The 12,194-nt window shown below is 61.2% G+C and carries 10 protein-coding genes and 1 other RNA gene; 6 read left to right on the top strand and 5 right to left on the bottom strand.

Annotated features, from left to right (window positions below):
• Positions 1-148 precede the first annotated feature (148 nt).
• From QP324_RS07250 to QP324_RS07240, 3 genes are all read right to left on the bottom strand, one after another.
• Complete coding sequence (locus QP324_RS07250) at positions 149-1,360, bottom strand: IS110 family transposase (protein WP_011273191.1); 1,212 nt, start codon at positions 1,358-1,360, stop codon at positions 149-151.
• A gap of 736 nt (positions 1,361-2,096) precedes the next feature.
• Complete coding sequence (locus QP324_RS07245) at positions 2,097-3,104, bottom strand: SURF1 family protein (protein ID WP_284815315.1); 1,008 nt, start codon at positions 3,102-3,104, stop codon at positions 2,097-2,099.
• 10 nt (positions 3,105-3,114) lie between these two features.
• A complete protein-coding gene (locus tag QP324_RS07240; protein ID WP_284815313.1) occupies positions 3,115-3,606 on the bottom strand; it encodes a low molecular weight protein-tyrosine-phosphatase in 492 nt (163 codons plus the stop codon).
• Positions 3,607-3,701: 95 nt separating this feature from the next.
• On the opposite strand from QP324_RS07240, the gene QP324_RS07235 reads away from it, so the two are divergent.
• From QP324_RS07235 to QP324_RS07215, 5 genes are all read left to right on the top strand, one after another.
• The gene (locus tag QP324_RS07235) at positions 3,702-4,841 is read left to right on the top strand and encodes a Nif3-like dinuclear metal center hexameric protein (RefSeq protein ID WP_284815312.1); all 1,140 of its coding nucleotides are present in this window, start codon (positions 3,702-3,704) and stop codon (positions 4,839-4,841) included.
• On the top strand, positions 4,842-5,558 hold the full coding sequence (locus QP324_RS07230) for a zinc ribbon domain-containing protein (RefSeq protein WP_005324390.1): 717 nt from the start codon (positions 4,842-4,844) through the stop codon (positions 5,556-5,558).
• Positions 5,558-6,688 carry a bifunctional RNase H/acid phosphatase gene (locus tag QP324_RS07225; protein WP_239279139.1) on the top strand — a complete coding sequence of 377 codons (1,131 nt, stop codon included), beginning with the start codon at positions 5,558-5,560 and terminating at the stop codon, positions 6,686-6,688. Before QP324_RS07230 ends, QP324_RS07225 begins: the two co-directional genes overlap by 1 nt.
• Positions 6,689-6,703: 15 nt before the next feature.
• Positions 6,704-7,151, top strand: an RNA gene (gene rnpB, locus QP324_RS07220) — RNase P RNA component class A.
• Between the two features lie 25 nt (positions 7,152-7,176).
• Positions 7,177-8,571, top strand: a complete 1,395-nt coding sequence (locus tag QP324_RS07215) for an RNB domain-containing ribonuclease (protein WP_239279137.1) — start codon at positions 7,177-7,179, stop codon at positions 8,569-8,571.
• Between the two features lie 12 nt (positions 8,572-8,583).
• On the opposite strand, the gene QP324_RS07210 is transcribed toward QP324_RS07215, so the two are convergent.
• A complete protein-coding gene (locus QP324_RS07210) occupies positions 8,584-9,858 on the bottom strand; it encodes a galactokinase family protein (RefSeq protein WP_284765716.1) in 1,275 nt (424 codons plus the stop codon).
• A gap of 260 nt (positions 9,859-10,118) precedes the next feature.
• Here QP324_RS07210 and QP324_RS07205 point away from each other — a divergent pair, with 260 nt between their 5' ends.
• Positions 10,119-10,307, top strand: a complete 189-nt coding sequence (locus QP324_RS07205; protein WP_250410194.1) for a hypothetical protein — start codon at positions 10,119-10,121, stop codon at positions 10,305-10,307.
• A 59-nt stretch (positions 10,308-10,366) separates the two neighbouring features.
• On the opposite strand, the gene QP324_RS07200 is transcribed toward QP324_RS07205, so the two are convergent.
• Positions 10,367-12,103 carry a CYTH and CHAD domain-containing protein gene (locus QP324_RS07200; RefSeq protein ID WP_284815309.1) on the bottom strand — a complete coding sequence of 579 codons (1,737 nt, stop codon included), beginning with the start codon at positions 12,101-12,103 and terminating at the stop codon, positions 10,367-10,369.
• Positions 12,104-12,194 lie beyond the last annotated feature (91 nt).

Below are 12,194 nucleotides of genomic sequence, written 5' to 3'. Positions count from 1 at the left end.
TTGAACTTTGGGGTGGGGTGGTGTTGGGGGTGTCCCTATGTTTTTGTCAAGTGCCAGACCGATGTTGACGAGCACAGTCTTGGGAGTAGTTTCTTAGGCGTGCCTAGGAGCCGGCCAGCGTGTGCTGGTCGGCTTCGTCTTTGGGGCTTTATGCGGCGACGGGGCGTGGCGGGATTTCGCGGAAGAACTCCTTGTTTTTCAGCATCGCGTAGATGACATTGCATCGGCGTCGTGCCAGGCAGATGACTGCTGCGTTGTGGCGTTTTCCTTCAGCGCGTTTGCGTTCGTAATACCGCCGTGACGGTTCGTGGCTGCGGATAACTGCGAATGCGGAGTAGAACAAGGCGTTTTTCAGTCGTTTATTGCCTGACCGTGCCGGGAATTCACCTCTGATCGACGAACCGGATCGTCTAGTCACGGGTGCTATTCCAGCATAAGCAGCTAAGTGGCCAGCACTAGCGAAGTCGGAGCCATCACCGATCGCAAGAAGGATCTGCGCTGCGGTCTTGATGCCGACTCCGGGCATACTCATCAAGACCTCACAAAGAGGGAAATCAGCGAGCATCTCTTCAACCTGCTCAGCAATGGTGTTTCGTTGCTCTTTGAGGGCCTGGATGTTTGCAGCCAGTTGAGGAATTACTAACTCGGCGGCATCGCTTCCAGGCACGGTGACTGTTTGAGCTTTCAGCGCTGTAAAAATGTCGTCTACCAGCGGGGTGGGGTCTTTACGTGTGCGCTTGATCATCCAGTTCAACACTCGTTGGTATCCGGCTCTTTTTAGCCCCTGCGGTCCCTTGTAATGGATCAATAATTCCAGGATCGGCGTGCGAGTCAGGGTGCTACCAGCAAAAACTCGTTCCAGGCTGGGGTAGATCTGGGTGAGGACACTGCGAAGCCGATTGACAGTGCGAGTGCAATCGCGGGCGATGTCATCATCGAAGCCGGACAGCATCTTTAGGGCGGAGAGTACCTCATCATTGCGGTCGACGGCACGTAGCGTGTGGGGCATTGTGCGGGCGGTGTCGGCGATGATGAATGCGTCGCGTTTGTCTGTTTTTGCACGTCCCGGATAGAGATCTGCAGCTTTGCGCATCGCAAGACCTGGCAGGTATCCGACTTCGCAACCGCAGTCCCGGGCTACAGCAATCGGTAGTGCGCCGATGGTGTTGGGTTGGTCGACGATCACGAGCACGGTGCCAAGCTTCTGAAGCTGGTGAAAAACGCCTGCTAGTTCGGATTCGAGTTGAGGCAACGGTTTGTCGAAGACCTTGTTGCCATCACGGTCTAAGGCGCAGGCGTGGTGTTCAGATTTGCCGACGTCTAACCCAAGGAATATGTCGATGGAATGCTCCGGAGACATGATGAGCTCCTAGAAAACGAGATGGGTATGGCGTTGTTCCAGTCGCTGGTGTCATGACCTTCGTTGCAAGCACCCACGTTACAAAGAGACCTAGTTTAAAACTGGCCGTGTCCCTATCAGCTGTCATCGAAAGTCCTGGCACCCGGCGGCAACACCCCCCGGATTATGGAAACTACAGGGCAGGTAAGCCATACCGGGACCAGCGACTATCCCCATTATCGGGGACACTCACAAGGTAACGGGCATCGGGAGTGAATCTTGATGGCGGAGAGCCACCTGGTTAAAACCGCCATCGGTCGAAGCTTCGGCTGTCCGATTTGTTGCATTTTGTATCTTCACCGCAGTAGCAGTGTGGTCGAACGACCGTCTTCTACCACAGATTGGCAGCCACACCGGGGTTTTAGCGTCCCAAGGCCAGATATATGCTCCCAAAGCGTATATTTGACGTTAACTCAAAGGTCAGAGCCTAAAAATCCCCGTTTCCAGACACACTTTCTGACCCTTAACCCCCACGACATCCGAGGCCTAAACGACAGCTTGTGTTGTTTTGCGGCGTGTCGAGTTAAACGACATTTTGTGTTGGTGGGCTTAGGTGGCTGGCAGCGTTAAGGAGTTAAAGCCTCGATAGCCAACTTGTGGCCACGTTATGCCCCAAGAGGGGAGGGCATAACGCATTAACGTGGCTGATTCGGGGCCTGGGCGGATGTTCAAGAAATAGCCTAGGCAGGCAGAGGCCCTAGTAGCGCTCGCGGCGGCGCTTGTTCAGCTTGGCGTAGTGATCCGGCTTGGAGTCGCCGTAGCGCGAGCGATTGCGGCGGCTGGCGGCATGCGAGGAGGACGCGGCGGGAACGGCTGGGGCGGTATCGGTGGCGTCGTCAGCGGCCGCGTGGGCGTCGCGCCGGGAGGTCGCGGGGGACGGGGCTTCTACCGGTGCGGAGCTTGCACTGGAGGCGTCCGCGGGCTCGGATGGAGTTGAGGCATCGGCATCGAGGGCGGAGAGGGCTGCTTCCTCCTCGCGCAGGCGGCGACGCTCACGGATTTCGGACCACACGAAGTAGCCCAAGCCCAGCGGGGCCATGATGCCGAAGGCAATCCACTGGTAGCCGTAGGAGAGGTGGTTGCCGCGGTCGAGCTGCGGGATCGGCATGGCGTTGAGCACGCCGGGCTGGTCGGCGGAGAGTTGGATGTAGTCGTGGGCCAAGGGGGCGTCGATAAGCGAGGCAATCTGCTCCGTATGGATGGAGTAGACCTGCTGGTAGCCCTCCTGCTTAATGGGGGCGGACTGGTGCTCGGCCTCGTCGGCGCGGATCATGCCGGTAAGTGTGGTCTCGCCAGAGGGAGCAGCAGGGATATCAGGCACGGCGTTGGCCTCGCCGGCCTTGACCCAGCCGCGGTTGACCAGGATGGTCAGGCCGGAATCGGTGCGGAAGGGCACCAGGGATTGGTAGGACGGACCGGAATCGACCGGGCGCAGGCGCAGCAGCACCTCATCCTGCGGCAGGTAATGGCCGTGCAGGGTGGCGCGGGACCACTCATCGTCCTTGATGGCGCCGTGGTCATCCACGAGGTCTTCCACCGGCTGGGGGTCAGCCTCATAGGCGTGGGTGATGAGCTCGTTGCGTTCCACAATGTCATCGTCTTTGCCCAGCTGCCACGGGGCAAGGACGGTAAAAGCAAGGTAGGAAAAGGCCACGACGAACAGCAGCAGTAGAACCCAACCCGGCTTAAGGAACGTCTTTAGCATGGGGCCTAGTTTAGTCGCGGTTAGCGCGAATCCAATCCAGCAGGCCAGGCACGGCGGCCTCGATATTCTTGCGCGTGGTTTCAAAATCCGCTGTGGAACCGTAATAGGGGTCTGCCACGTCTGCGTCCTCCGGGGAGCTGGGGTCGAAGCTGCGCATCAGGCGAATCTTGGCCGGGTCGATGCCGTGCTCAATGAGGGCTTCGCGGTGGCCCTTGTCCATAGCAATGAAAAGATCAGCGTCCATGTGCTCGGCGCCTAGCTTGGACGCGCGGTGGGAACCGCCATCGTGGCCGCCGCGGCGAAGCTCGGCAATCGCGCGCTCATCTGCGCCCTGGCCCACATGCCAGCCGCCTAGGCCGCAGGAATCTACGGTGGCGACGAGGTCTAGCATGTCCTTTTCCATTTCATCGCGCACAATGATTTCTGCCATGGGGGAGCGGCAGATATTTCCGGTGCAGACAAAGACGAGGTAAAGGCCGGAGCGGGTATCGGATTCGGTCATGCGGAAAACCCCTTCGCGCGAATAGTACTGTGGTGCGGAAGATAGGATATAGCAGTAGTAACTATTCCATGAAACGAGTATAAAGGAGCACCTCTATGTCCGCTGTGAGCGTGGGCGATGTCCGCCGCGTACTCGATGAGGCCTATCCGCCGCACCTGGCGGAAAAGTGGGATGCCGTGGGGCTTATCTGCGGTGATCCTGCCGCGGAGGTAAAGCGGGTGGCCTTTGCCTTGGACTGCACCCAGGCGGTGGCCGAGCGCGCGGTGGAGCTCGGCGCGGACATGCTCGTGGTCCACCACCCGTTGCTGCTGCGCGGGGTGGAGTCCGTGGCGGCCGATACGCCCAAGGGCAAGGTAGTGCACACGCTGGTCAGCAATGACGTTGCCCTCTTTGCAGCCCATACCAACGCGGATAAGGCGCGGCCGGGCGTAAACGACAAGCTCGCGGAGCTGGTAGGCATCAACCCCGGCCGGCCCATCGTGCCGGAGCCCCAGGGTGTGGATAAGTGGGGCGTGCACGTGCCGGTCGCCGCGGCCGAGGAAGTAAAGCAGGCGCTTTTCGACGCCGGCGCGGGCCACATTGGCGCCTACTCGCACTGCTCCTTTGACATCGCCGGCACGGGCCAATTCCAGCCGGAAGAGGGCGCTGACCCTACCGAGGGCACGATTGGCGCGCTGCACCGCGGCGAGGAAATCCGCGTCGAGTTCGTCGCCCCAGCCGCACTTCGCTCCTCCGTGCTGAAGGCCCTGCACACCGCCCACCCTTATGAGGTGCCGGCCTATGACATCACGGAAACCGCCGGCCACCAGGACCTGGACAAGGCGCTCGGCCTGGGCCGTGTGGGAGAGCTGCCGCAGGAGATGACCCTGCGCGAGTTCACCCAGCAGGTGGCTAATGCCTTGCCGGAGACCGCTTGGGGTATCCGCGCCGCCGGCGATCCGGACCGGAAAGTGCGTACGGTGGCCGTGTCTTCCGGTTCGGGAGATTCTTTCCTCTCTGCGGCCGCGAAGCTAGGCGTGGACGTGTACGTTACCTCGGATCTGCGCCACCACCCGGTGGATGAGCACCTGCGCGCCGGCGGCCCCGCTGTTATCGATACCGCCCACTGGGCCAGCGAATTTCCGTGGACGGCCCAGGCGCGCGATATCGTAGAGAATGCTTTAGAACTGGATACGGAAATTATTAGCCTGCGCACCGACCCGTGGACTATCTCTGCGCACCCAAAGGAGTCATAAGTGAAACTATCGCAAGAACTACAGCCGGTACTGCTGGAACTGGCCAACCTGGAACGCTCGCAGGGCCATGGCGCCGAGAAGGAAATCCCGGAACAAGCCGAGTATGACAAGGCCAAAGAGGAGCACAAGCGCCTGCTCGATGCCTCCGGTTCTGCACAGATGGCCGTTGATGACATGGAGACTGAAATCCTGCGCATCCAGGCCGATGAGCGCAAGCTGCGCCAGCGCGAGCGCGATGATAAGCGCCAGCTCGGCGCCGCAGTAGACCCAGAAACCCGCAAGGATCTGGAGCATGATCTCTACGCGGCCAAGTCCCGCATCGCAGACCTCATGAGCGAGCTGCAGGAGGCGCATAACGAGGTGCACGCGCTGCGTTCCAACCTGGACGTCCACGGCGCGCGCGTTTCTGATTCCGAGCGCAAGCTGGAAAAGCTGCGCCGTGCGGCCGAGGCTGCTAAGGAAGCGGCCGCCAATCAAGAAGATCCGGCCGTGCGCATCGGCGAGCTGCGCGACCAACTGCCCGCCGGAGTGCTCAGCGAGTACGATACCCAGCGCGAGGAAAATGGCGTAGGCGCCGCCCAGTTCAAGGCCAACCGTGCCTGCGGCGGCTGCTTCATCGTCTTGCCGCCGGCCGAGCAAAACGCTGTGCGCAATGCCCCGGCCGATGAGCTGCCGCAGTGCGGCGATTGCGGCTCCTACCTGGTGCGCTTGGTCTAATGAAGGTCATCATCTACGCCGATGGCGGCTCCCGCGGCAACCCCGGAGTAGCCGGTTCCGGCACCGTTATCTATGACGGCAGCGGGCAGCGCATCCTGCGCGAGATTGTCTACGTGGTAGGTACCAAGTCAACCAATAACGTCGCCGAATACAACGGCCTGTTGCGCGGGCTCGAAGCTGCCACCGAGATGGGCGCTACCGAGGTGGAATTCCACATGGATTCCAAGCTGGTGGTGGAACAAATCAACGGCCGCTGGAAGATCAAGCACCCCGATATGCAGAAGCTGGCCCTGCGCGCCCGCGAGTACATCAACGGCTTTTCCTCTTTCAGCCTGGACTGGGTGCCGCGCGCCAAAAACAAGGTGGCAGACGCCCTGTCTAATGACGCCATGGATGCCGCGGCCGCCGGGCACCCCGAAGGCATCGTTGCCGGCGAAGAAGACTCCGAGCCAGCACCAGCCGCGGAACAGGACACCACCGCGCCGCACCCCACCGATTGGCTGGGGGACCGCGGACCTACCACCCGCTTTATCTTGCTTCGCCACGGGCAGACGGAGATGTCGGCTGCCAAGCAGTACTCGGGGCGCGCCAATCCGGGCCTTACCGAGCTTGGCCAAAAGCAGGCGCTCGCCGCGGCGCAAGCGCTTGCCGACGCCGACTTTGACGCCATCGTCTGCTCGCCCCTGCGCCGCTGCCAAGAGACCGCGGCGGCCGTGGCCAATGGCCGGGATATCGAGGTAGAGACCGTCGAAGGCCTCATCGAGGTGGACTTCGGTGCGTGGGAAGGCAAGACCGCAGCCGAGGCCCACCAGCGCGATCCGGAATTACACGAGGAATGGCTGCATGATGCGAGCGTCGCCTGTCCGGGCGGCGAATCGCTGCAGGCGGTCAACCGCCGCGTGCGCACCACCCGCAAGGAGCTCCAAGAGCGCTTCGCAGGAAAGACCGTGCTGGTGGTCAGCCACGTCAACCCAATTAAGTCCTTCATCCGCCAAGCACTCGATGCCGGCCCTGCCACCTTTGGGCATCTCTTCCTCGACCTGGCTGCCATTTCGCGGGTGGAATTCTGGGAAGGCGGCTCTATGGTGCACGGATTTAACGATGTGGGCCACCTGGCAGGCCTGCGCTAGAATAAAGAACGCGAATGAGCCGGCCGGGTGATCGCGTCGCTTCATACGGGCAGCCACGTGCTGCCGCGTGGGCGCCGAGGAAAGTCCGGACTCCACAGAGCACGGTGGTTGCTAACGGCAACCCGGGGAAACCCGCGGGCAAGTGCAACAGAAAGTAGACCGCCTTGTACCTCCACTTGGTTTCGGCCACGTTGGAGCCACAAGGTAAGGGTGAAACGGTGCGTTAAGAGCGCACCAGCACCGTCAGTGATGGCGGTGGCTGGGTAAACCCCACCGGGAGCAAGGCATCACGGCCCCGCCACGTTGCGGGGCCCGATCAGGCGTTTTAAGGCTGCTCGCTCGAGCCTGAAGGTAGCTGCTGGAGCCAACTGGCAACGGTTGGTCTAGATGGATGTTCACCGCGCGGTGCTCCCCAGGGAGTGCCGCGGTTAGACAGAATCCGGCTTATAGGCCGGCTCATTCGCCCTACTACGTTTATGGTGGTGGGCATGAAGCTCTACGCCGCCCCGCTCGATTTCCGCGCCATTGCCACAGAATTTTCGGTGGCCACCGATTTTCCGGCAGAGGTCACCGCCCAGGCCGCCCGCGCGCAGGACCGATACGCCGACTCGCGCCGCGACGCCCGCGACATTCCCTTCGTGACCCTGGATCCCGCCGGTTCCATGGACTTGGATCAGGCGGTCTACATCGAAGAACGCGAGGGCGGATACCGCGTCTTTTATGCCATCGCGGACGTTGCTGCTTTCATCGAGCCCGGCAGCGAGCTGGAGCGCGAGTCGTTCCGCCGCGGCCAGACCATCTATCTTCCCGATGAACCCGCGCGCCTGCACCCACCGGAGCTTTCCGAGGACCGAGCTTCGCTGCTGCCTGGCACCGATAAGCCGGCCGTGTTGTGGACCTTTGACTTGGATGGCAATGGCGAGGTGGAGTCCTTCCACGTAGAGCGCGCGCTCATTTACTCCCAGGCCCGCCTGGATTATGAAGGCGCGCATGCGGATCTTGCGGCCGGCAACCTCCACCCATCTATTGCACTGCTGCCAGTGGTCGGACGGCTGCGCCAGGAATCCTCCCTGCGCCGCGAGGCCATTTCCTTGCGCCTGCCCTCCCAGCGCGTGGTGGAAAATGAGGACGGTACCTTTGAGCTCATCATCGAGCCGCGCTATGAGGTCATGGACTATAACTCCGAAATTTCCCTGTTGGCTGGCATGTGCGCCGGGCGTCTCATGCAGGAAGCTGGCGTGGGCTTCTTGCGCACCCTGCCCGGGGCTGAACCGGAGCATGAGCGCCAATTTCGCGCCGAGGCGCAGGCCCTAGGCTTTGCGCTTGGCGACGCCCCCATTCCCCAATTCCTGCTCACCGTCGACGCCGATTCTCCGCGCGGCATGGCCGTCATGCGCGAGGCCCAGAGCCTTTTGCGCGGAGCCGACTATGCCTGGTTAGGCGAGCAGGAGGCGCAGGTACACGCCGGTATCGGTGGCTACTATGCCCACGTCACCGCGCCGCTGCGGCGCCTTTCCGATAGGTTCGCCACGGAAGTCTGCCTAGCGCTGTGCGGCGGTTATGAGGTTCCCGAGTGGGTAACAGGCAGCGCTACGGAGGTCATCGGGGCAATGCGTTCGACCTCGCAGCTCGCCTCCCAAGTGGATAAGGCCTGCCTGAACCTGACAGAGGCCACCGTGCTGCGACCTTGGCTCGGTACCAATTTCCCAGCCACTGTGGTCCGCGGCGATCCGAAGCGGGACAGGGCGCGGATTTTCGTACCGGAGCCACCCGTCTTCGCCCAATGCGTGGGCGCACCGGAAACCGGCAGTGAAACCACTGTCTCGCTGGTGACGGCGGATACCGATTCGCGCGAGGTTCTTTTTGCCTGGCCGGCCGACTAGCCGGCAAGGCTCTTAGCCTTCGCCGCGGGCGGCCTCGCCTGGCTGCAGCTCGACGACGAGCAGTCCGTCTTCAGCCAAGTCAGCTGCGAAATTGTGCGCGCTTTTCGCTGGCACATAAGCAATGACCGCGTTCGAGGTACCAGCATGCGCCGATCGACCCGCTACGGCACCGCGAACCGTGACCAACTCGGCGAGTTTTTCTGCCGAATCCAAGCCGTAGATATTGGCCAAGGAAGACTGCGACTGCAACAGGATAGGGAAGAGCTCCGCGCCGCGGTGCGAGCGCAGGCAGCGCGCAAACTTTTCTACGCGCTCAGTTTCTTCCTCATAAAAGGCCATCCACTCCGTGGCGGCGCTGATGCTCGGGCGGCCGTCCTCGCCGTAGACCTTGTGCACGGCCTTGAGCCAGTCTAGGACGCGCTGTTGGGCGTCGGGAAGCAAGCGCAGCGAATCGGTGCCGAAGGAGTGGCACGCATCATCGATAAAGCGCTGGCGCTGGCGGATATCGGCGATGGCCCTTTCCTCCTGCGCGGAAAAATCCTCCGGCACCGCCACCGCAAAGACGGACATCTCGCGCCCCACCACATGCGGGGCGTGGGTGACCGAACCATCGGCGTAGTCCATGATGCACACGCCCTCACCCGTGCTGCGCAGCGCTGCGCTGTGGCGTGCGCGCAGTGGCGGTCGCGCTGCGAAGGCAGAAACGGCCTGTGTGCATACATCAGCCACCCGGGCCCTCAACGGTGCATCGAGATCCGCATCTGCGCCCATGAGCGCTAGCGCCACCGCGACGTCCGCAGCGGCATCCGCGCCTACACCCGCGCCCTCTGGAATATCGGAGGCGATGGTGATATCCGCACCGGCCGTCTCTCGGGAGAGCAACTGACGATTAATCATCGTGTGGACAATGCCACCTACGCGGGCCGCCAACCCACCTTGTGGTGCCGGTGGAATAACAGGCTGGCCTTCCGCATCCGTGGTGGGCTGTTGCGCCGTTGCCAGCTCTGCCAGCGCCTGCAGGCTAATCGAGTCATGGGCAGTCTCGCCCTGAGCTGGGTGGAAATGTACGGCCACCACGCCGTCAGTGCGCGGGCTGACGGCCGCTGCAGCGCGCAACTTTCCCACACACATGGCGACAATGCCGCCGAAGTGATCAATATGTTCACCAATGAGGGACCACGTTGCCGGCGCGCTGGCGGTATGCGTTGGAGCACTGCCTGTGAGTTCGGTATGTGCTCGGGCGGCGCGCTCGGCTACGGGCTCTGCAGGCGTTGACCACAGTGGCATGGGTGCTAAAGCTCCTTTTCCAGGTTCTGGGACCAGTAAGTCTTCGTTGCCCAACACACGCGGCGGTGCGTTTAAAGCAACGAACGCCCGCCACCTATGTGCGCGGTGGCGGGGAATACGACATGGATTCGTATAAAAGAATTGTGCTGCCCCACATTCTAGCGGGCATCAATGGGACAGCGTGGGTAGTGTGGGCACAAACCATATCAGCGGCAGCACTTAGCCGATGCCGCTGATGCAACAACTGAGAGGATAGTTTCATGAGCGATGCAGACCAGAAGTGGTTCTTTGATCCCACCACTAAGGAAGTCAGCCAAGGCAAGACCTCTGGCTGGGAAAATCGGATGGGCCCGTATGACACCCGCGAAGAGGCAGAAAACGCCATCGAAATTGCCCAAGCCCGCAATGATGCGGCAGACGCTGCAGACGAAGAAGATGACTGGAAGTAACTAACTCCCAGCCATCTCTTTTAAAGCCGTGTTTCCCAGCACCTGCCAGGGGAGCGCGGCTACTTTAGTTTCTTGCGCAGCGGCTTAAACGCGGCCTTGATGTCTTTGAAAGACTCGGCGTAATCATCAAGAGCCTTTAGGCCAATGGTTCGCTCGCGCTGGTAAAGCAGGCCGTAGCCAAAGGTATTCTCCCCACGGCGGCGAGCGGACCCTGCCAGCTCGAGCAGCTTATCGCGCGAGGTCACGGAATCCTGGAAATCACCGAGCACCGACTGCATCTGCTTGCAGGCCTTGTAGAGGCGCTTGGTCTTGAGGTTGGTAGCAGAACCAGCTGCTTCAGCTGCATAGCGCAGCTTCTTTGCTGCCTTGCGCATATCGTGGAAATAATCCTCGCGCTCGTGCAGGGACAGTTCCTGGTCATCCCAGTTCTCCACGGCCTTCTTATGGCGCTTGACCAGCTTGTTATAGGCCTTTTCAAGGTGCTGCGCCATCACGGTATCCATGTCGGCGGACTTGTCCTTGGACTTCTTTTTCTCTGGCTTCTTTTCGGCCTTTTCTGCAGCAGGTGCGCTGTCCTCGCTGGATTCGGTAGGGGTAGCGGCGTCATCTTCTGCAGAGGACTGCTCCTCTGTCTGCTCCGCATCGCTTGCTGCCGGGGCGGACTCCTGTTGCTTATCGGCCGTTGGCGGGTCTGCGAGCAGGCGATCGAGCGACTCCAGCAGCTCGAGGTAACGCTCGGAATCCAGGGCTGCGATAACGCGGCGGTGCGCGCGGCGGTAGGCGTTGCCCATATCGTGCGCAATGTGCTCGCGGGTGGAGTCATCCAAGGTGTCAGAATCCTCGGACTCCAGCAGCTTCTGCCAGCGCTCTTCCACAACTTCCGCATCGCGAGCAACGCCCAAGATGCTGGCAAGCTCCTTGAGCTCGGCTTCGATCTTGTCGATTTCTGGGCCGACAACGATGCCATGGAAGGTCTGCAGGTGGCTGCGCAGCTCGCGGGTGGCGACGCGCATCTGGTGAACCGAGTCCCACTCATCGCGGCGCACGCGAGGGTCATAATCAACTAGCTTGTCGCGGTTGGCTTGGAGCGCGGTGATGACGGCCGCGGCAGGGGAGTCTGGATCCACGTCTGGCGAAACTAGGGCTGGAGGCAGCGGTGCGTTGGCGTAGGAATCACCCAGGGCGGTCTTCAGCTTGGATGGGGAGGAAGAAACGCGCGCACCGGCACCGATGAGCAGGGAAGTGGCACGGCGAATGAATTGCGTACCTTCCTCAGTGCCAGGAAGCTCACCGGCGAGCTCTACTTCCCACTCGCGCCACGACTGCTGCTGGCCACCTGGAAGGAAGGAAAAGGCGGTGACGTGGTCATCGCAGAATTCTGCTACCGGTTTATTATCGGCATCCGCTAGGACCATCTCGGTGCGCTTGTTGTCTACTTGAGCAATCGGGGTGAGTTCGTTGTGGCGGATAATGGAGCGGACCTGGTGGAGAAGCTCCTCAGGTACTTCGTAGCAGCCATCTACAGGTTCTCCCAGCTCGGCGTGGATTTCAGTGCGGCCAGCCTCGCTAGGAATCTTGATATGCCAGCCATCATCATTACCACCGGTGCGACGGCGGAGGGTGACCTTTGCATGGGTGAGGCGGAGGTCTTCGGTGTCGTAGTAGATGGCAGAAAGCGCGTGGTGGCGCGTGTCTGCAACGTGGTCAACTCCCTCGAGGCGGGTCAGTTCAGGGAGCTGAGTGGACTCGGCTACGGAGAATTTCGCTTCAACTTCGAGAAAAGACTGTGTAGACATTCACGTACCTTTTACTTTCTAGACCAATATCTCACCGGTGATCCTACCCGTTAAGCATTCGTTTCGGTGTCGCTCCTCGCCCCCGTTCGCT

The sequence above is a fragment of the Corynebacterium sp. UMB0012 genome (assembly GCF_030216265.1).
Classification (GTDB): Bacteria; Actinomycetota; Actinomycetes; order Mycobacteriales; family Mycobacteriaceae; genus Corynebacterium.
The sequence above is the reverse complement of the archived record's forward strand: the minus strand, read 5'-3'. Positions and strand labels throughout refer to the sequence as shown.